Genomic DNA, 21,206 nt, shown 5'->3' with positions numbered 1-21,206 from the left:
TTTAGTTGTTAGTTATGATCTTGATTTCTTGACCATCTTTTACACTTCGGGCACCTTCTTTAATAACGGCGTCACCATCGTTTAATCCATTTGTGATTTCGATAAAATCACCTTGCGTTTTTCCTGTTTGTACAATGACACGTTTTGCAATTGCATTTTTCTCTTTAATGTCTTTAGCGATATATACATATTGTTCGCCTTCTGCATTTTCAGAAATGATACTTTGCGGAATTAAAATAGCGTTAGCACTTGTATAATCATTGATTTTTAGCTTCGCTGTCAAGTTTGGCTTGATGTTTCCTTCTTTATTTGGTACACCAATTTCTATTTTGAATGTGCGATTGTTAGGATCAATGAAATCGCTTGCTTGACGAATTTTGGCTTCCATTGTTTTCCCCAAAACTGGGAAATGTACTTCTACCTTTTTTCCTTTTGTAACACTTGTTATATATTGCTCAGGAATCACAGCTTCAATATACATGTCACGTAAATTTACAATACGAATAATTTGCGATTGTCCTGCGCTAACTACCGAACCTTGCTCCGTAATTACATCATCTACCACACCAGGAAAAGGAGCTCTAACGGCTGTTTTTCCTAATTGCGTTTTTAGTTGATTTACGGCTTGTTGTTGTGCTTCGTACGCAGATTTTGTTTGTAAAAACTGAAGTTCAGACCCAATTTTTTGATCCCATAATCTTTTTTGGCGTTCGTACGTTGTTTTTGCTAAGTCCGCTTGAATTTGTATTTGTGCCAATTGCTGACTCATTCCGCCATCATCGATTCTTGCTAAAATTTGTCCTTTTGAAACGCGTTGTCCTTCTTTCACAAAAACTTGGGTTAAAATTCCAGACATTTCAGGAGTAATGACAATATTCTTTTTAGTATCTACATTTCCTTGTAATTCTAAATAGTGATTAAATATGGTGTCCTTTGCAGTAAATACTGTAATTAAGGTGTGTTTTTCTTTTGGATTGACTTCTTCAATAGCATCCGAAAGTTTTTTAATTTTAGCATCAAGTTCTGTCTTTTCAACTTTCAATGCGTCTCTTTTTTCCGTGATTGCTTCAATATTTTTTTCTGAGATCAATGTGTCTACATCTTTCTTAGTTCCGCCACCGCAAGAAGCTAATAGAAGCACGATAGGAAGAATTAGTGTATTTATTTTTTTCATTAGGATTTATTTTTCTTTGTTAGTTGTTTAGTGTGTTAGTTGTTTAGTTTCTGAGTAGATGAGCATTGAACTCAACTACTAAAATACCCATCAACTCAATCGACTTCATTCAAAATAGTCTCCAATTCAGCTTTCTTATTAATAACATCAAGCATTGCTTGCAAATATTCTTGTTGTGCCGAATATAATTGTGTTTGTGCTTGGCGTAATTCAAAACTTGAAGAAACACCTTCAAAAAACTTCACTTGATTTTTCTTTTCAATTCGTTCCGAAAGTCCCAAATTTTTCTTTGCAGTTTCGTATTCTTCAATCGCTAATTGATAATCACTTTTTGCAGCAGCTACTTGTAATTTTAACTGTTGTTCTGTTTCTAATAAATCATCTTTCGCTATTTCTAAATTGATTTTTGCACGTTGTGTCGAAGCGCTTCTTTTCATGGAACTGAAAATCGGAACATTTAAGCTTACGCCTAATAAAGACGATCCAAACCATTTTTGTTCTCTTTGCAAGAATCCGAAAGAATCGTTATTTCCGGTATATCCGAAATTAACAAATGAACTCAAAGATGGCAATGCTTTGCTTTTTTCTAACTTTAACTGCAATACTTTAGCTTGCGTATCATTTGCTGCAATTCTATAATCCAAATTATTTGTCACATCATCTTCTAGTAATAACAAAGAAGGCACAATATTCAAAGCTGTCAATGCTTGAAGCGAATCAGTAAGTATTGTATTCTGATTTAGGTCAATTCCTAACGTGATATTTAGCATTTTATATGACAAATCGCGTAAACGCTTTACATTTCGTAAATTACTTTCAATGCTAGACAGTGTAATTTCAAGCTGTTCAACATCTTCTTCTTCTGTCAATCCATTTTCGTAGATTTTTCTAGTTTCATTCAAGTTTTTCTCAAGTGTTGCCAAATTGCGTTCTAAAATCGCGAGGCTTTCCTCAGAAAGTAGCACATTTCCGTAGGCATTAATAACCGCTTTTCGAACTTGTAAATCTGTTTTATCTTTAGCGTTTTTAGAAATTTCTAAGAATACTTTCGCTGCTTGCAATCCTACTAAATACGAACCATCAAAAATAAGTTGGTTCAACGTCACGGTTGCATTTAGGGTTTGTTTTGTGCCAAATCTAACAGGGACAAAAGTTCCTTCTTCTTGTCCTACAATTTCACCAGGAAGTAACGAAACTTGTTGTTTTATCCAGTTTTGATAATCAATTGCACCATTAATTTGAGGCAATCCAGTCGCTGTAAATTCCCATTTTTCTTTTTCAGCAGCTTCAATACTTCGGACAGCATTTTTGGCAGTTCTGTTGTTTTCAAGTGCAAAAGCAATCGCTTCATCCAAAGAGAAATTTTTGGGAGCTTCTGTATCTTCTTGAGAAAATCCCAAGCTTAGAAAACATAAACTAAAGATAAATATTAGTCTATTTCGCATATTATAATGATTGATTAGTGGTTATAAATTTTTGTAATGTTTCTAGTCCTTTAGCTGTACAAATTCCACGAATGTGGTATTCTAAAAAATATTCCATAATGGTATTCATAGAAAATTCTTTAAGTGGGAATAATTCGTTGTCTTTAATTCCAATTACACCATTGAAATAGATTCTTGAAATAAAGTCTATGTTAATAGAATCTCTATAAACTCCTGAATTTACGCCGCGTAACAAATTATCCTTCACACAATCTTGCATCACATCATATTGCTTCTTTTTTAAGGTTGAATAGATTTTTGGATAATATTTTTGCAGTTGATATTGTGGAGAAGACTTTTCATCTTTCAAATGCTCCATTACAAAGCGTTTAATCTCGTATAATTCCTCAATGGAGTTCTTTTGTGCGGCAGAAATCAAGTCAATACCTTCACTAATTATACAAAACAAAGAAGAAGTTACTTCATTTACCAAATCTGTTTTGTTGCTAAAATGTGTATAGATGGTTTTTTTAGAAATCCCCATTTCATTAGCAATATCGTCCATAGTGACACTCTTAAAACCTAAGTTTAAGAATAATTCTGTCGCTGTTATTTTGATTTTTTCTTTCATAAATTGAGTGCAAATGTACTTCGGAAACTTTAAAAACCAAAAAAGTTTCCAAAGTTTTTACATTTATTTAACAATTGATTTCTATTTGCATAAATTGGAAATATGGTATTTTAGCAGAAATTTTCAATTAAATGACACACATTGCTCAATACAGAGAGACTTTTATAAAATATTTAGAAGAAAAGATTATAATTAATGAACCTAAAAATTTATACGAGCCAATCATTTACATTCTGCAACTTGGCGGAAAGCGATTGCGACCAGTATTGACATTAATGACTGCCGAAATTTTTGGAACTTCTCACAAAGAAGCTTTAAATGCAGCGTTGGCTGTGGAGGTTTTTCATAACTTTTCGTTAGTTCACGATGATATTATGGACGATGCGCCTTTGCGAAGAGGAAAAGTAACAGTTCACGAAAAATGGGACATAAATACAGGAATTTTATCAGGTGATGCAATGTTGATTTTGGCATATCAATTATTTGAAAATTACGATGGAGCAACGTTTAGAGCTTTGGCAGAATTGTTCAGTAAAACGGCAATAGAAGTATGTGAAGGACAACAATATGACATTGATTTTGAAACTAGAAACGATGTTACGATCCCTGAATATTTGAAAATGATTGAATACAAAACAGCAGTTTTAGTTGGTGCTGCGATGAAAATGGGCGCGTTGGTGGCAAAAGCAAGCGAAAAAGATGCGCAAGGTATTTATGATTTTGGTCGCTATTTAGGATTGGCATTTCAATTACAAGACGATTATTTAGACGCATATGGCGATCCAGAAACCTTTGGAAAGCAAGTTGGCGGCGATATTATTGAAAACAAAAAAACATATCTCTACCTAAAAGCATTAAAAAATAGTTCGGAAGAAAACCGCGAAAAATTAATCCAATTATTCTCCGAACAACCAGAAGATGCAACGGAGAAAATAAATGCTGTCATGGAAATTTTTAACGAAAGTAAAGCTCCAGAAGCGATCAAAACTGCGATTGAAGATTATACTTCCAAAGCATTCAAATTATTACAAACGCTTAATATTGGCGACACAGAAAAGCAATCTCTCAAATCCTTCGGTGCGCAATTGATGAATAGAACGGTTTAGAAATCAGTATTCTTCATGAATGTAATTCATTTAATTTCAATTAATTAGATGTGAAAAACCTCTTTTTTAAATTTTATTTTTAGATAAGACTAAAAATATATTTACTTATATCATAATTATAAATATCTTTGTAGTCTAAAAATAAAATGAGATGACACTCTCTGAAGAAAATTATCTAAAAGCAATCTATCACATATGTAATCACAAAGAAGGTGGCGTAAGTACAAATTCTATTGCTGAAAAAATGGATACCAAGGCTTCATCGGCTACGGACATGATTAAAAAACTTTCAGAAAAAGGTTTGGTAGATTATAAACGCTACAAAGGAACTGCACTTACAGAAGAAGGAAAATTAGTCGCTTCTAATATTGTTAGAAAACATCGCTTGTGGGAAGTTTTTTTAGTTGAAAAACTCAACTTCACTTGGGACGAAGTGCATGATGTTGCAGAACAATTAGAACACATAAAATCTGAAAAACTCACGAATCAATTAGATGCTTTTTTAGGTTTTCCAACGCGCGATCCGCATGGAGATCCAATTCCTGATAAAGACGGAAATATCAAAACAGTTGCTGATACACTATTATCAACATTACAAAAAGATGACAAAGGAATTATTGTTGGTGTAAAAGATTCTTCTTCTTCATTCCTTAAATATTTAGACAAACAAGAAATTGCTCTGGGAAAAAAAATAAAAGTCATGGAAATGGAACCATTTGATAATTCCATGAAAATAAAAATAAAAAAACAGGAAATTACTATATCAAGTCAAATTGCAAATAATATTTATGTCAAAAAGAGTACTTAAAATGAAGGATACGAGGAACTTAAATATAGTGATAGGAATACTATTTTTATTTATATGTACAACAATTCAAGCACAAAACAATTCAGATGAAAACATAAAAGATTATGGTGTTATTGTAACAGATAGACCAGATCAAACCGAATCGCCAACGTTGGTTCCAAAAGGATTATTACAAGTAGAAACTGGTTTTATGTATGAAGAAATTACTACTGACAATATAGAAAGTAATACAACAACATTCAATACAATGTTACTGCGTTACGGATTATTAGACAATTTAGAATTACGGTTAGGATTGGACATTGCTGGAACAAAAAACAGCGCGCGAAACAGTAATTTTGAAGACAAATTTAGCGGATTAAGTCCTTTATATGTAGGTTTTAAAATTGGAATCACAGAAGAAAAAGGCGCGTTGCCAGAAATAGGATTTTTAGGAGGCGCATTTTTGCCATTTACAGCGGCAACCAAATATAAACCTGAAAATACAGGTGGCGATTTTAGATTTTCATTTGCACATACGCTTAGTGAAAACTGGAGTTTCTCGTACAATCTTGGAGCAGCTTGGGATGGAAATTCATCAAACGTTTCGTATGTATACACAACGGTTTTAGGGCATAGTATTACAGAAAAAATTGGTTGTTATTTAGAATTCTATGGCGATTTCCCTGAAAGTGATCGAGCAAATCATTTAATAGATGGCGGATTTACCTATTTAGTATCAAACAACATACAATTAGATTTGTCTGGCGGAACAGGAATCAACACAGATCAAGATTTTTTTATAAGTACAGGAATTAGTTTTAGATTGCCAAAATAGATTATAAATGCTAAATGTTGAATTTTAAATAAAAAAGAATTTTTTTTGACATAGAACATAGAACATAGAACATAGAACATAGAACATAGAACAAATCAACAAACACAGAATCAACAAACAAAAAAAATGAAAAAACACCTATACATACTCATCGCTATACTCACAATCATAAGCTGTAAAACAGAAGTCAAAGAACGTAATGGAAAACTAAAAATCGTTACGACAACCACGATGATTACTGATATGGTTGAAAATATTGGTGGCGATAAAGTTGAAGTTCAAGGTTTAATGGGAAGTGGCGTTGATCCGCATTTATACAAAGCGAGTGAAGGCGATGTAAGCAAACTTTTTAACGCAGATGTTATTATTTATAGCGGATTGCACTTAGAAGGAAAATTAGAAGATATTTTTGAAAAAATGCGCAAGCAACAAAAGAAAACCATTGCAGTTTCGGATGCGATTGACAAAAGCGGATTGATAAGTTCGGAATACTTTGCTTCTAGCTACGATCCGCACATTTGGTTTCACATTGGCTATTGGAAACAAGCAACACAATTTGTGATTGACGAACTCAAAAAAATAGATCCAAAAAACGCAGAAAGTTTTGAAAAAAACGGACAAGAATACATTGCGAAATTAGAGGTATTAGCAACAGAAATTAAAGCAATAATTGAAACATTACCAATAGAAAAACGAATCTTAGTTACGGCACACGATGCATTTAATTACTTCGGAAAATTGCATAACTTTGAAGTAGTTGGTTTGCAAGGACTATCAACAGCGACGGAAGCTGGTGTGCAAGATGTGCAGAAATTGGCAAATTTTATTATTGAAAAAAAGGTAAAAGCCATATTTGTAGAAAGTTCAGTGCCAAAACGTACCATAGAAGCGTTGCAAGCAGCTGTAAAATCTAAAGGACATGAAGTTGCTATTGGTGGAACCTTATATTCAGACGCACTTGGAAATGCAGGAACTGTGGAAGGAACGTATATTGGAATGTATCAATATAATGTGAAAACGATTGTGAATGCACTTAAGTAATTATGAATGATAAATGTTGAATTTTAAATTGAAAAGCCTTTTATCGAATAAACAAATTAGTGAAAAGTTAAAAGTTAAAAGTTGAAAGTTGAAAGTGAAAAGTGGAAAGTGAAGAGTTAAGAGTGAAAAGTGAAAAGTTTCACAGAAATAACAAATCAACACTTCGACTCCGCTCAGTGTAAACAAATTAACAAAAAGACGAATAACGAATAAACAAATCAACAAAAACCCAAAAGCAAAGCGATCCAAAACCCAAAACCTAAGAAATGAAACAAAAATACGCCATCACAGTTGATGATCTTACAGTTGCATACAACTACAAACCAGTACTTTGGGATATTGATTTAATGATTCCTGAAAGTGTATTAATGTGTATTGTAGGGCCAAATGGCGCAGGAAAATCTACGTTAATAAAAGCAATCTTGGGAATTATAAAACCGATTGCAGGAACAGTTTCTATCTTCGGGAAACCGTATGAAAAACAACGTTCGTTAGTTGCGTATGTTCCACAAAAAGGAAGTGTAGATTGGGATTTTCCAACAACTGCGTTAGATGTTGTCATGATGGGAACATACGGAAGCCTCGGTTGGATAAAGCGTCCTGGACAAAAAGAAAAAAAAGCAGCCTTAGAAGCGTTGGAAAAAGTAGGAATGTTGCCGTTTAAAAGTAGACAAATCAGTCAACTTTCGGGCGGACAACAACAACGAATTTTCTTAGCGAGAGCGTTGGTGCAAGATGCTTCCATCTATTTTATGGACGAACCTTTTCAGGGAGTTGATGCAACTACGGAAAAAGCGATTATCAACATTCTCAAGGAATTACGAAAAGCAGGAAAAACAGTTGTTGTGGTACATCACGATTTACAAACTGTTCCTGAATATTTTGATTGGGTAACTTTTTTAAACGTAAAAAAAATAGCAACAGGTCCAGTAAAAGATATTTTTAATGATGATAATTTGACTAAAACCTACGGAATCAATTACAAAGTAAGTGTTCAAGAATAATTTCAGTATATGAAAACAAAAACAATCTTTCTAGTACTATTTATAAGCTTTTATTCGCTTTCAGGTTTCTCGCAAACGGATATGAAAGTAGAAGAAGAAAAAGTGATTACAATCTTGCAAAAATTGCGTTCTAATGATCCAGAAATGGACTTGGAAGAAGTTGTAATTCAATTTGAAACCACACTGAAAACACTACTTTCCAACAAAGAAAGCTGGAATTATTCATTTGCCAAACTTTCTGAACTTATTCGTATAACTATTTCAAAAGATAAAAAAATAAGAACTTTTGGCTGGGACAATCGCATGGGCGGAAGTTGGCATATGCTCAAAACGTTGGTTCAACACAAAACCACCAATGGAGTCGCTGTTTTTTCTTTTCAAGAAGAAAGTGAAGAAATGGATTATGACGATGAAGAAGTCTTCAGAGATGTTGTCATTATTGAAATTTATCAACTTAAAAAAGGCTATTTATTAGAAGGTTGGGGAACGCATGGAAGTGGACATGAGCATAAAATTTTAGCCTATTACGAGTTTGAAAATGATACATTACAACGAAAATCTGCTTTTGAAAAAGGAGCGAATTATTATGTGCTTGAAATTTCGCGGCGATACGAATTTGAGTTAGAAATAAACACGAAAACACAGGAAATCTCACACAATGAATTTGTTTGGGATGAAGAAAAGGAATTTTACAAACCGACAGGGAAAAAATGTATACTGACTTTTAACGGAAAAATATTTAAACAATAAAACAATCAGGGCAAATAATATTAGCTATGGTTTGAAGTTACTAAAAATAAAAAAAGCAATATATAAAAGGACATGAAAAAAGATCAAATTTATATCAATCATTGGCTACAATTAAAACCATATACCAACGAAACCAATATTGATCTCTATTATTTAAATATTTGTAATACTATTTATGCTAAAATAGATATTGGAGAAAAAATAGTTCTGCTCAGTTATATAAGCCAAGATGATCTTAAAATGCTCACTTGTTTTATAGTGTCTTATTTTGAAGATGTTATTAGTAAAATAGGCTTTTGGGAAACCTTTCAACAACAATATAAAAGTCAGAATAACAAACAGTTACCTTTTTATGCAATTGCAAATCAGGACTATAATGAAGGAGATATTAATATTCAAGATATTTCTTTTTTAATTTGGTATTATATCAATACAATTCAAAAAGAGCATTCTATTAGTCCTTTTAATAAATTTATTTTAGATATTTCTTTATCTGCAATGGAAGTTTTTGAAGAAGAATATGAATATGTGCCAGAAAACGATAAGCTAAAAACATGCTATACATTAGCTAAAAATGTTGATTTTTATGATGTTAGAGAATTTATTCAAAAAGTTATTTTTAGTGGGTTTCTTTTTTATCCTGATATCAATCAAAGACACGATTTAGAATTAGAAGAACTATTACTTGAAAAGAAAGATGAAGAAGAATACATGAAATTAAGCTACATTAGAGAGTTCAGAGAAACTTATACATTTAACAAAAAGAGCTCTTTATTAGCAATGAGTGCTTCAGAATGGGGTTATCATTTTCTGAAAAATACACATCAAAAAACGCAAGGCGCTGAAACCATTTCAAAAAGAGTAGTTGGCTTTTTTCTTTATAAAAATCAAGATAAAAACCTTATATATTTAGAGCATATTGCTTCTGGAAAATCTTTTGAATTAACTAAAAAATCTTTTGATGATTACAACAATTTAAAAGAAGACGAAATATTATACATAGGTTTAGTAAAATGGGAAGGTTATTGGTGGTTTTCTGGTAATTATTATAAACAAGAGTTTAATGCTGATTTAATTTTGGATCAAAAAAATTCAGCAGTAGATAGAGCTTCTGTAAATTTCTTGAATCCTACTGAATACACACAATCTTTTTTAGAAGATCAAAAAAAGACATTTTTAAAACTTAATAAAGGAAGTCTTACAATTACTTTACCTGAAAATAAAGTGGATGATTTTATACAGTCTTTCATAACGCATCATAATGATACTTTAAAACTATCCAAAGAAGAAATTAAGGAATCCGAAGAAAGAATCAAAAAAGAAGGTTTTTTTCATGAAGAATTTTCAAACCAAGAAGAAGATCAAAATTTCATCGATGTAAATGAAAAAGTAGTATTATTTTTCAATCCTTCAAGTGGAATAGAAATATTTTATGGGCTAGAAACTATTTTTCCAAATGAAACACACAATTCTAACCTTCTTGAAATTACAAAAAGTGATATAATAAGCTTGCTTTTTAGTCCAGAATATTCTCCTGAGTTGATTCATTATTTTATAAAAAAATTCAAAAATAAAGTGTCTATTTTAAAAGAATCTCCACTAAAGGAATATATAGCGGAATTAGACTTTTTATTGCAATTCAGTAAAATCAATCATTATGAAGAGCAAAATAGAATAACATTTATAGGTAATTCATAAATGGACATTCAAGAATACATATCGCTTGTTTTTGAAGATTATACCTTACGTACCATAACGCTTGGAACGGCAATATTGGGTGCAATTTGCGGAATGTTGGGAAGTTTTGCAGTATTACGAAAGCAAAGTTTATTAGGTGACGCAATTTCGCATGCAGCCTTACCAGGAATTGCTATTGCATTCTTAATTATGGGCGCAAAAGACAACAATACGCTATTAATTGGCGCTTTAATTAGTGGATTAATTGGAACATTTTGGATTCGCGGAATTACGAAAAACACACACTTAAAATCGGATACTGCACTTGGTTTAACACTTTCCTTATTCTTTGGTTTTGGAATGTTATTATTAACTTTTATTCAAAAACAACCGAATGCCAGTCAAGCAGGATTGGACAAATATTTATTTGGGCAAGCCGCAACATTACTAGAAAAAGATGTTTGGCTCATGGCAATTGTTGCAGGAGTTTGTTTAGTCATTTTATTATTATTTTGGAAAGAATTTAAAATCTTACTTTTTGATGCCGATTATACCAAAACACTCGGTTTCAACACAACATTTATTGACATTTTAATCACAACATTTATTGTAATTACCATTGTTTTAGGATTGCAAACCGTTGGAGTTGTATTAATGAGCGCGATGTTATTAGCGCCAGCCGCCGCCGCACGACAATGGACAAATAGCTTAGGAATTATGGTGATTTTGGCAGCAATCTTCGGAGCATTTTCAGGAGTTGTTGGCACCGGAATTAGCGCAAGTCAAAGTAATTTACCAACAGGTCCAGTCATTGTATTAGTTGCAGCAAGTATTGTATTATTTTCGTTTATTTTCTCGCCAAACAGAGGATTATTATTCAGAGAAATTCGATTCCGAAAAAACAGAAATAACATCAAAATGCAAAAAACGTTGGCATTTATGTACGGAATTGCCAAAAATCATGAAAATATCTCGCATCCACATATGATTAATATATTAAATGGTTTTCAAGGGTTTTCTAAAAAATCATTACAGGAATTGGTCGATTTGAATTATGTAAAAATCAAAGGAAAAAAATGGTCTATGACGCAACAAGGATTTGAAACTGCGGCAAATTTATACGATCAACAAATAAGAAATACGCATGAATAGCGCGCAAATTATCATCCAAATTATCGTGGCGCTCGTAGCAGTTGCCTGTGCCATTCCAGGGACATTCTTGGTATTGCGGAAAATGTCGTTGATAAGCGACGCAATTAGTCATTCCATCTTATTAGGAATTGTAATTGGTTTTTTTATTGTGAAAGATACTTCTTCGCCTTTATTAATTGTTTTAGCTGCTTTAACTGGTGTTATCACAGTAATGTTGGTGGAGTTTATCCAGAAAACTGGCTTGGTAAAAGAAGATACAGCAATCGGGCTCGTATTTCCAGCACTATTCAGTATTGGAGTTATCTTAATTGCCAAAAACGCAAATGATGTACATTTAGATATCGATTCGGTAATGGTTGGCGATTTAAGTTTTGCACCTTTTGATCCGTTATTAATTAATTGCACCGAAGGAATTGCCGATTCATGCATCAATCTTGGCCCAAAAGCCATTTGGGTTATTGGAACAATTTTGTTGATTACGTTAGTCTTACTCTTTTTGTTTTTCAAAGAACTAAAAGTAAGCACATTTGACGCAGGTTTGGCGGCTGCACTTGGTTTCTCGCCAATTATAATGCATTACGGACTCATGACAGTTTCGTCAATTACCATTGTTGGCGCGTTTGATGCAGTTGGGCCAATATTAGTCGTCGCGCTCATGATTGCGCCCGCGGCAACCGCCTATTTATTTACCAAAGACTTAAAGAAAATGCTATTGCTTTCTTGCTTTTTTGGTGTGTTTGCGGCAATTTCAGGCTATTGGTTAGCACATATGTTAGATGCTTCTATTTCGGGTTCTATGACAACGGTTTTAGCAGTTTTGTTTTTGCTTGTATATGAACCAATAATTACTTCAATTGTGGTGAGTTTTATTGCAGGAACAAGCATTATATTTCATCAATATTTAGGAAAAACTACAGATGGTTTGGAACACTTACTTTTATGGCAGAAGCTAAAAGCTATTTTTTCACAATTTACTTTTTTAGATTATGTATATATTTTTGGAATTACGGCAATCCTAACAACATTTTTAATTTATATTTTACCCAAAAGAGGTGTTATTTTTGGCTACTACAAAGTGAGACAACAGAAAACTGAAATCATGTTGTTGGTCTTTTTATTACACATTCGCAATCATACAGAAGAAAGCGAACGTCATGTAAAACACTTAAACGAACACATTAATTGGCAACGCATCCGATCAAAATCAATTGTGGAATTGGCTCAAAAAAATAATATGATTACGATAACGGATCAAATCATTTCGTTAACGGCAAAAGGAGAAGATTTCACTGAAAAAGCCATCGATTATATCATTACAAATAAAGATACTGAAATTGAAGGAATGAAAGATGATTTCTTCTTGTTCAGAGGATAACTTCAGCCAGCATTAGAAGATAAATAAAGCATAAGCAAACACACATTCCGTCAATGACACTTATGTGTCGTTTAAATAACGACGATCAAACGTTAGTAAATTGAAAAACAGTACTTTAAACAATTGAAAATTACCGTTCATCTATTAAATTGATATGTTTAACGATTCGTTACGTACATTAATCTAAATAAAATTTAAAATTTTGAGAATCAATGTATCTTTACTTTGAGTAATTTTAAATATTAGTCTTCTATTGATTTGCTTAAAGTCAACTAGAAACTACAAAAAAAGAGAACGAGGCTTAGCGTTCTCTTTTTTTATGCTTTTATTTTCCCTTCTGAATCAAGAATTTTATCAAAAATGATCCTATTATAAATACGGCAACTTGCAGTACTAATAGTAGCAAACCAACTCCAAACACTACTTTTTGTATCGCAATAAATAGAAATAACGCCAAGAAATACAGCATTCCACCTTTTAGATTGGACATGAATACTGCAGGATTATCTTTGTAGTCAAAGTAATAACCAACACCAATTAAAAGTATAGGAGCGAAAAAGAGTAAAGAAATTGACATGCTATAAATTTAGTATTCTTTTTTGATCTTGAATGCAAAACCGATAAAAATTTGTTAAACAGACTACCTAAAAACTTCTGCTATACTAAATTTGTTAATTCATACATTAAAACAAAAACAATGAAAAAAATTACACTTTTGGTATGCATTCTTATGGCTATGTTTGTAAATGCGCAAGATGACGCAACTACTTCTGACAAACTAACGTTTGCGAAAGGAACTCAATTAATAAACGGAAGTATTACTTTGAATATTGGCAATTCTGATGTTGAAGGAACTACACAAACACAAGAAAGTAAAAATTTCGGATTCAGCATTAGTCCGTCATATGCATATGCTATTAGCGAAGATTTCTTTTTAGGACTCGGATTGGGTTATGGCTACAACTCAAGAGAAAATGAGCTTAATGGAGTTACTGATAGTGAAACCAAAGCAAGTTCATATAACATATTTCCATATGTACGTTATTACAAAGGAATTGGAAAAAAATTAGCGTTTTATATCCAAGGAGAAGCGCGATATTCGTATACGAATTTTGAGTTTAACGGCGTAGATGGCAGTACATCAAATAGATTTTTTATTGGTGTACGACCAGGAATTACTTGGATGTTGAACAAAAATTTAGGATTAGAAACGTCCATTGGAGCTTTAGGATATACAACAGATAAAGTTGAAAACGAAACGACAGGAACAGATGTTAAAACGAATAACATTAACTTCTCTTTAAACTCATCTAACTTACTTTTCGGATTGAGTTATTATTTCTAGAAGAATAAAAAATAAATTAACAACCGCAATCGTCTTTTCCACACGCTTTTGCGGTTTTCTTTTTCCAGAAGAATTTTTTAATAATAAAACCAACTGCGATACTAAACGTAATGCCAACTAATATTCCTTGAATCATAGTTCTATTTTAATAATTGATACGCTATTAATCCTGCTACATACGCAATAGCTGTCATTCCAAATAACTGAACCATTGGCCATTTCCAGCCGTTGGTTTCCCGTTTTACAATGGCTAACGTACTCATACATTGCATCGCAAACGCATAAAATAATAGTAATGATATTCCTGAAGCAAACGTAAATACTTTTTTGCCTGAACTCGCATGTACTTCCGATTCCATTTTTGCTTTAATCGTATTTGCTTCTTCGTCATCGCCTTCGCTTCCTACGCTGTAAATTGTTGCCAACGTTCCTATAAACACTTCACGCGCGGCAAATGAACTTACTAAGGCAATTCCTATTTTCCAGTCGTATCCTAAAGGTTTTATCGCAGGTTCAATTGCTTTTCCGATAGTTCCTAACGCAGAATTTTCTAAACGCAATGCCGAAATTTCATCGTCAATAACTGCTTGTCTAAACTCAGGTGTTTTTTCAGCTATGGCTGAATTAATCTCTTGTGCAGTAATCGTTTTTCCTGCTTCTGAAGCTTCATCTGCTAAACTTTGCTTGAAGCGAATAACTTTATTGTTTAAAGATACTTCTTGAATCTCGTTGAAACCATTTTTGGAAACTGATTCCGTAATGATCGCATCTGCATTATCAAATTTTTCATTTACGCCAACGGACGCCAAAACCCATAATATAATTGAGATTGCTAAAATGATTTTTCCAGCTTCAAACACAAACGTTTTGGTCTTTTCAATTACTGTAAATGCTACATTTTTAAACAATGGAACTTTGTATTTTGGCATTTCTACAACAAAATAAGATTTACTTTCAATCTTTAATGTTTTGTGTAAAATGTATGCCGAAAGCAACGCCATCGCGAATCCGATAATGTATAAAGCCATCAACGTAATTCCTTGCCAATTAAAAATCCAAAATACGCGTTCACTCGGAATAACGAGCGCGATTAAAATTGCATATACAGGCAATCGAGCCGAACAGGTGATAAATGGCGTGACTAATATTGTGATTAAACGTTCTTTCCAACTTTCAATGTTTCTGGTTGCCATAATTGCCGGAATTGCGCACGCAGCACCGGAAATTAAAGGAACAACACTTTTTCCGCTTAAGCCGAATCGGCGCATTATTTTATCCATCAAAAAGACAACTCGACTCATATAACCACTTTCTTCCAAAATGGCGATAAATAGAAATAGAAACGCAATTTGTGGAATAAAAATGACGATTCCGCCCAAACCTGCAATGATTCCTTCGGCGAGTAAATTGGTAAACATTCCTTCGGGTAAGGTTTCTTTTGTCCAATCTGCCAACGAGCCAAACGCACCATCAATGAATTCCATTGGCACCGAACTCCATTCAAAAATTACTTGAAAAATAAGTAATAATAAGACTCCAAAAATCACATATCCGAATATTTTGTGTGTAAAAATACGATCGAGTTTTGCTTGTAAATCAGATGCTTTTGAGCGATCAATTTTATACGATTTTTTAAGCGCTGCATTGATAAATTGATACCGAATAATGGTTTCGCGATGTTGTACTTTTTTGAGTTCTATTGCAGATAAAGACGTCAATAACTCAGGATGTGTAATCGTATTATTTTCAATTTTCCCCGCAGAAATACAACGTTCGGTTGAAAGTGAAGTATAACTAATAATCGCCTCTTTAAGATCGTCTATTCCTGTTTGAAGTTTAGAACTGATGACTATAATTTTGGTATTTAAATCTGCTTCTAATTGCGGAATATTTAATGAAATTCCTCTCGATTGCATTCTGTCCGCCATATTAATGACTAACAAAGTTGGAATTTCTAAATCTTTCACTTGCGTGAAAACTAACAAGTTACGCTTTAGTTGTTCTACATCAGTGACAACAACAGCAACATCTGGAGAAAACTCGTTCGTTGCATCATTTAACGTATCAATCGTGATTTTTTCATCTGCTGAGGAAGCGTTCAAACTGTACGTTCCTGGTAAATCTAAAATAGTGGCTTTTTGCGTTTTGGAAAGTTTGCAAATTCCAGTTTTCTTATCAACCGTAATTCCAGGGTAATTTCCAACTTTTTGGTTCAATCCTGTCAAATGGTTAAAAAGCGAAGTTTTTCCTGTATTTGGATTTCCTATTAACGCTACTTTTATCATTGCATCACTCATTAGCCAATAGGATTATACTATTTTTTCGATTAGAATTTCCTTTGCAGTATCTTTTCTAATTGCAATATTGCTACCATTAATCATTAAAAATAAAGGACCATTAAAAAGTGTGGTTTGAACCAACATGACTTCATTTCCGGGCAAACAACCCATTTCTATGAGTTTCAGCGGAATTGTATCGACAGGAAAATCAAGGATTATTGCTTTTTCTCCCTTTTTTAATTCTGCAACAGTCAACATTACGTTTATTTAGATTAAATTTAAAGAAGCAAATTTAAGATAAAAATTTTAGTTAGAAAACTTCCTTTTGGAAAAAGTTTAAATGAATTTATTTGTAAGATTTTTTTAAGATTTTGATGTCTCCCAGAAGTTCTTGAATCTCTTCATCGTTTGTGCCATCATAGGTTCCGCGAACTCTCTTTTCTTTATCAATCAATACAAAATTTTCGGTATGAATCATTCCGTAACCTTCTGTACCGTCAGATTTTACAGCCATATATGATTTACGTGCCAAATCGTAAATTTGTTTTCTATCGCCTGTGACCAAATTCCATTTTGCATCAATCACACCTTTTTCAATTGCATAGCGTTTTAGTTGTGCAACAGAATCAATTTCGGGAGTTACCGAATGTGATAATAACAGAATATCATCATCATCTAAAATTTCTTTTTGAATGAGCGCCATGTTTTTTGTCATCACAGGACAAATACTTTGACAGGTTGTAAAGAAAAAATCGGCTACATAAATTTTGTCTTTGTAGGTTTCTTGCGTAATAGTGTCACCATTTTGATTCACGAGTTTAAAATCTTTAATCGTATGATACTTTCTCACATGTTGTATAGAAGGATCAACTAATTCTGAATTAAAATCTTCGGGCTCATATACCTTAAGCATTCTTTCCTTTTTTAAAGCAAAGTAAAAAGTGATGAGAATGATTACTGATAAACAGCTCATTACAATCGTAAAAAGTCTGTATTTCTTAAAAAATGCTAACATTCAGGTTGTTTGACGTATTAATTTACCGTTCATCGATTTAATTCACGCACTTCATCGAAAAAACGCTGTACAAATTTACGATTTTTATTTTTGATTGTGAAAAAATCCTATATTGTTAGTCCCAAACCAAACTTAACTATGAAGAAAGCCATTTTAGCCATTGGTTTTTTGTGGACTTTTATTGCGTACAGTCAATCTGGTCAAGAACTAATTGATGTAGCACAAGGAGAACACAATAAGGCAGCACAATTACAAGATTTTCAAGCAAATCAACATACAGCTTCATACGATTTGTTATATCATAAACTTCAATTAGAAGTTGATCCCGCAAAACATTATATTAAAGGAGAAGTAACTACAGAATTTCGCGCTTTAGAAAATACAGACACCATCGTTTTTGATTTATCAGATAATTTACAAGTAGCTTCTATCACTACAGAAGAAGCAACCCTAAACTTCACACACGAAAACAACGAACTTACCATCACATTCGCAAAAGGTATTTGTGAAAACGCTACGGAGAAAGTAACTATTATATATGAAGGAACGCCAAATAAAAATGCAGGCGGCGACGGATTTGTAACAACAACACATAATAATACACCTTCTTTATATACGATGTCTGAACCTTACGGATCAAGAGATTGGTGGCCGTGTAAACAAGATTTAACAGATAAGATTGATCAAATTGATGTAATCATCACTGCTCCTAAAGCATACAAAGCTGTCTCTAATGGAATGGCAATATCAGAAGAAGAACATGGAGAAATGGTGACGACGCATTGGCAACACAACTACCCAATTCCTTCGTATTTAATTGGAATTGCGGTAACAGACTACGAAGTGTTTTCGCAAACAATAGAAAGAAATGGGCATAGTTTTGATATTGTAAATTATGTATATCCAGAATCGAAAGAAAAAGCAGAAGAATACACGAAAGTAACGGTTGATATTATGAATCTGTTTCAAGATTTATTTGGAGATTATCCTTTTAAAGATGAAAAATATGGTCATGCAGAGTTTGAATATGGTGGCGGAATGGAACATTCTACGATTTCGTTTATGGGGAATTTTAGCAGATCATTAATCGCGCACGAATTGGCACACCAATGGTTTGGAAATAAAGTAACGTGTGATTCTTGGAATGATATCTGGCTAAATGAAGGTTTTGCAACGTATTTATCAGGTTTGGTAGAGAATCATTTTGATGGCGAACAAGATTTTATCAACTGGAAACGTGGAAAAATTGCAGACATTACAACGTCAAGAAACGGTTCAGTTTATGTGCAAGATGAAAAATTAGATAATGTTGGGCGTATTTTTAGTTCTAGATTAAGTTACAACAAAGGCGCAATGGTAATTCATATGTTGCGTAAAAAATTAGGTGATGCAGCATTCTTTCAAGGAATTAGAAATTATTTGGATGATGAAGAATTAGCATACGGTTACGCAAATACAAGTCAATTACAAGCACATCTAGAAAACGAAAGCGGAGAAGATTTGAATGAATTTTTTAACGATTGGATTTACGGTGAAGGATATCCTTCGTATGATGTTGCTTGGTATCAGTCTGAAGAAAGTGAAGTTAGTATTAAAGTGAATCAAGAACAATCAAACAGAAAAGTTGATTACTTTGAAATGAATGTGCCATTTTTAGTAATCGGACAACAAGGAGAAGAAAAAATTATCACGTTAGATAATACATTCAACGGTCAAGAATTTACGATAGTAGTTGATTTTGAAATTGCAGAAATTATCATGGATTCAAAATTTGATTTAATCTCCAAAAACAACACCATTGGAATTGACATTGAGGCAGTTGCAGAATTAGAAATCAAGCCTTCTATCCAAAATTCATTGAACAAAACCACTTCAGTTACCGCCGGAAAATAATTCATATTTAGCAACGTATCCAAGTAAATAGACTAAAAACACAACTTCGGTGTGCAACCCTTTTTTAAGTAATCTTAAAAGCTTACTTTTGTGCGTTCTATAAACATTTTACATACAAATGGGATTATTTATTCAGATTATAATGTTTGTCCTTATCATATCAATTCTAGTGATTCTTCACGAATTGGGACACTTCATACCAGCCAAGCTTTTCAAAACAAAAGTTGAGAAATTTTACTTATTCTTTGATCCGTGGTTTTCTTTAGTTAAAAAGAAAGTTGGAGATACTGAATATGGAATTGGATGGCTTCCATTAGGTGGTTATGTGAAAATTGCTGGAATGATTGATGAAAGCATGGATAAAGAGCAAATGGATAAACCGCCAGAGCCGTGGGAATTCCGTTCAAAACCAGCTTGGCAACGTCTCATTATTATGTTAGGTGGCGTTATTGTAAATTTCTTATTAGCTTGGGTTATTTACATATCCTTATTTACATATTATGGAGAAACGTATATTCCAGTAGATCAAATTAAAGATGGTTTATATGTAGATGCAATCAGTGAGAAAATTGGTTTAAAAACAGGAGACAAAATCCTGATGATCGATGGTAATAAAGTCGAAAAATTAGATAGATATTTAAATATAGATCTTTTACTCGGCGATGAAGTAACGGTAATGCGTAACGGAAAACAGGTTACATTTCCATTAAGTGATGAAGGTAAAAAAGCAGCGTTAGACAGTCAAGGAAGAAACTTTGTAACCCCAAGATATGCAGCAATCATAGGAACTGTGAAAGACAGTACCAATGCAAAAAAAGCGGGACTTTTAGAAAAGGATGAAATTGTTGCTGTAAATGGTGATAGAATTCAATTTTGGGATGAATTTAGCACTAAAGTTGGCGCTAGTAAAAATAAAGAATTACAAATAACAGTAAACAGAGAAGGTAGAGAACTTACGTTACCTGTACTAGTTTCAGATAAATCTGTAATAGGAATTACATTAAATAATGACGAAGCAATAGGTCGTTTGGTAGTCACAAAAGAATACGGTTTTTTTGAAGCAATTCCTAGAGGTTTTGATGAAACAATAAATATATTAGTACGCCAAGTAAAGCAATTCAAACTAATTTTCAATCCTATTATTAAAGGATATACGAAAGTAAAAGGACCTATTGGAATTGTGGAAATGATGCCAACTACTTGGGATTGGCAGTTCTTTTGGGGATTCATGGCAATGTTTTCTGTATGGCTCGCATTTTTAAATATATTACCAATTCCTGCCTTAGATGGCGGACACGTAATGTTTTTACTATATGAAATGATTGTTGGAAAAGCACCATCGCAAAAAGTGATGGAAGTTGGTCAAATAGTAGGTTTTGTAATCATTATGAGTTTAATGGTAGTCATCTTCGGAAACGATATTTGGAACTTATTCAAAGGTGGTTCTTAATAAGAAACAGAACAGAACAAAAAACTTTCTAAAAATTTAAAAGAAATATTTGTTCGAAATAAAAAATAGCATATATTTGCAACCGCAAAAAGCAATAACACTCCTCCTTAGCTCAGTTGGTTAGAGCATCTGACTGTTAATCAGAGGGTCCAAAGTTCGAGTCTTTGAGGAGGAGCAAAGCTTTTAAAAGCCACTAGAAATAGTGGCTTTTTTTATGGAGTAAATTGAAATGTAATATTAAATTTTTTGTGAATTAACAGCGTTG

Annotated in this window: 20 protein-coding genes and 1 tRNA gene; 13 read left to right on the top strand and 8 right to left on the bottom strand. The window is 32.9% G+C overall.

Features of this window, described 5'->3' with window-relative positions; genetic code table 11:
• Position 1 precedes the first annotated feature (1 nt).
• From IMCC3317_RS12930 to IMCC3317_RS12920, 3 genes are all read right to left on the bottom strand, one after another.
• Positions 2–1,174: an efflux RND transporter periplasmic adaptor subunit gene (locus IMCC3317_RS12930; protein WP_160129918.1), complete on the bottom strand. Its 1,173-nt coding sequence runs from the start codon at positions 1,172–1,174 to the stop codon at positions 2–4.
• A gap of 95 nt (positions 1,175–1,269) precedes the next feature.
• Positions 1,270–2,619 (bottom strand): TolC family protein, encoded by a 1,350-nt coding sequence (locus IMCC3317_RS12925; RefSeq protein ID WP_160129917.1) that lies wholly within the window; start codon positions 2,617–2,619, stop codon positions 1,270–1,272.
• Position 2,620: 1 nt separating this feature from the next.
• Positions 2,621–3,229: a TetR/AcrR family transcriptional regulator gene (locus IMCC3317_RS12920; RefSeq protein ID WP_160129916.1), complete on the bottom strand. Its 609-nt coding sequence runs from the start codon at positions 3,227–3,229 to the stop codon at positions 2,621–2,623.
• Between the two features lie 131 nt (positions 3,230–3,360).
• On the opposite strand from IMCC3317_RS12920, the gene IMCC3317_RS12915 reads away from it, so the two are divergent.
• The 9 genes from IMCC3317_RS12915 to IMCC3317_RS12875 all read left to right on the top strand — a co-directional run bounded on the left by IMCC3317_RS12915 (position 3,361) and on the right by IMCC3317_RS12875 (position 12,959).
• The gene (locus tag IMCC3317_RS12915; protein WP_160129915.1) at positions 3,361–4,335 is read left to right on the top strand and encodes a polyprenyl synthetase family protein; all 975 of its coding nucleotides are present in this window, start codon (positions 3,361–3,363) and stop codon (positions 4,333–4,335) included.
• 151 nt (positions 4,336–4,486) lie between these two features.
• Positions 4,487–5,143, top strand: coding sequence for a metal-dependent transcriptional regulator (locus tag IMCC3317_RS12910; RefSeq protein WP_160129914.1), 657 nt, complete (start codon positions 4,487–4,489; stop codon positions 5,141–5,143).
• A gap of 1 nt (position 5,144) precedes the next feature.
• On the top strand, positions 5,145–5,960 hold the full coding sequence (locus tag IMCC3317_RS12905) for a transporter (protein WP_160129913.1): 816 nt from the start codon (positions 5,145–5,147) through the stop codon (positions 5,958–5,960).
• A gap of 126 nt (positions 5,961–6,086) precedes the next feature.
• Positions 6,087–7,001 (top strand): metal ABC transporter solute-binding protein, Zn/Mn family, encoded by a 915-nt coding sequence (locus IMCC3317_RS12900; RefSeq protein ID WP_160129912.1) that lies wholly within the window; start codon positions 6,087–6,089, stop codon positions 6,999–7,001.
• A 266-nt stretch (positions 7,002–7,267) separates the two neighbouring features.
• Positions 7,268–8,005 (top strand): metal ABC transporter ATP-binding protein, encoded by a 738-nt coding sequence (locus tag IMCC3317_RS12895; protein WP_160129911.1) that lies wholly within the window; start codon positions 7,268–7,270, stop codon positions 8,003–8,005.
• Positions 8,006–8,014: 9 nt separating this feature from the next.
• Positions 8,015–8,755, top strand: coding sequence for a hypothetical protein (locus tag IMCC3317_RS12890; RefSeq protein ID WP_160129910.1), 741 nt, complete (start codon positions 8,015–8,017; stop codon positions 8,753–8,755).
• Between the two features lie 72 nt (positions 8,756–8,827).
• Positions 8,828–10,453: a DUF3843 family protein gene (locus IMCC3317_RS12885; protein WP_160129909.1), complete on the top strand. Its 1,626-nt coding sequence runs from the start codon at positions 8,828–8,830 to the stop codon at positions 10,451–10,453.
• Positions 10,454–11,584 carry a metal ABC transporter permease gene (locus IMCC3317_RS12880; RefSeq protein ID WP_160129908.1) on the top strand — a complete coding sequence of 377 codons (1,131 nt, stop codon included), beginning with the start codon at positions 10,454–10,456 and terminating at the stop codon, positions 11,582–11,584.
• On the top strand, positions 11,577–12,959 hold the full coding sequence (locus IMCC3317_RS12875) for a metal ABC transporter permease (RefSeq protein ID WP_160129907.1): 1,383 nt from the start codon (positions 11,577–11,579) through the stop codon (positions 12,957–12,959). Before IMCC3317_RS12880 ends, IMCC3317_RS12875 begins: the two co-directional genes overlap by 8 nt.
• A gap of 325 nt (positions 12,960–13,284) precedes the next feature.
• On the opposite strand, the gene IMCC3317_RS12870 is transcribed toward IMCC3317_RS12875, so the two are convergent.
• Positions 13,285–13,536 (bottom strand): hypothetical protein, encoded by a 252-nt coding sequence (locus IMCC3317_RS12870; RefSeq protein WP_160129906.1) that lies wholly within the window; start codon positions 13,534–13,536, stop codon positions 13,285–13,287.
• Positions 13,537–13,656: 120 nt separating this feature from the next.
• Between IMCC3317_RS12870 and IMCC3317_RS12865 the strand changes: the two genes are divergently transcribed.
• Positions 13,657–14,304: an outer membrane beta-barrel protein gene (locus tag IMCC3317_RS12865; protein WP_160129905.1), complete on the top strand. Its 648-nt coding sequence runs from the start codon at positions 13,657–13,659 to the stop codon at positions 14,302–14,304.
• A 16-nt stretch (positions 14,305–14,320) separates the two neighbouring features.
• Here the strand turns inward: IMCC3317_RS12865 and IMCC3317_RS12860 are convergent, their stop codons facing one another.
• The 4 genes from IMCC3317_RS12860 to IMCC3317_RS12845 all read right to left on the bottom strand — a co-directional run bounded on the left by IMCC3317_RS12860 (position 14,321) and on the right by IMCC3317_RS12845 (position 17,598).
• Positions 14,321–14,440, bottom strand: a complete 120-nt coding sequence (locus IMCC3317_RS12860; RefSeq protein ID WP_160129904.1) for a FeoB-associated Cys-rich membrane protein — start codon at positions 14,438–14,440, stop codon at positions 14,321–14,323.
• Between the two features lie 4 nt (positions 14,441–14,444).
• On the bottom strand, positions 14,445–16,601 hold the full coding sequence (gene feoB / locus IMCC3317_RS12855) for a ferrous iron transport protein B (RefSeq protein ID WP_160129903.1): 2,157 nt from the start codon (positions 16,599–16,601) through the stop codon (positions 14,445–14,447).
• A gap of 12 nt (positions 16,602–16,613) precedes the next feature.
• Positions 16,614–16,841 carry a FeoA family protein gene (locus IMCC3317_RS12850; RefSeq protein WP_160129902.1) on the bottom strand — a complete coding sequence of 76 codons (228 nt, stop codon included), beginning with the start codon at positions 16,839–16,841 and terminating at the stop codon, positions 16,614–16,616.
• A gap of 88 nt (positions 16,842–16,929) precedes the next feature.
• Positions 16,930–17,598, bottom strand: coding sequence for an SCO family protein (locus IMCC3317_RS12845; RefSeq protein WP_160129901.1), 669 nt, complete (start codon positions 17,596–17,598; stop codon positions 16,930–16,932).
• Positions 17,599–17,736: 138 nt separating this feature from the next.
• On the opposite strand from IMCC3317_RS12845, the gene IMCC3317_RS12840 reads away from it, so the two are divergent.
• From IMCC3317_RS12840 to IMCC3317_RS12830, 3 genes are all read left to right on the top strand, one after another.
• Entirely contained in the window at positions 17,737–19,491 is a 1,755-nt protein-coding gene (locus IMCC3317_RS12840; protein ID WP_160129900.1) for a M1 family metallopeptidase, read from the top strand.
• A 118-nt stretch (positions 19,492–19,609) separates the two neighbouring features.
• Positions 19,610–20,941 (top strand): RIP metalloprotease RseP, encoded by a 1,332-nt coding sequence (rseP, locus tag IMCC3317_RS12835; RefSeq protein ID WP_160129899.1) that lies wholly within the window; start codon positions 19,610–19,612, stop codon positions 20,939–20,941.
• Positions 20,942–21,042: 101 nt separating this feature from the next.
• Positions 21,043–21,116: transfer RNA gene (locus IMCC3317_RS12830), tRNA-Asn, on the top strand.
• Positions 21,117–21,206 lie beyond the last annotated feature (90 nt).

The sequence above is a fragment of the Kordia antarctica genome (genome assembly GCF_009901525.1).
In the GTDB taxonomy this organism is placed as follows: domain Bacteria; phylum Bacteroidota; class Bacteroidia; order Flavobacteriales; family Flavobacteriaceae; genus Kordia; species Kordia antarctica.
The sequence above is the reverse complement of the archived record's forward strand: the minus strand, read 5'-3'. Positions and strand labels throughout refer to the sequence as shown.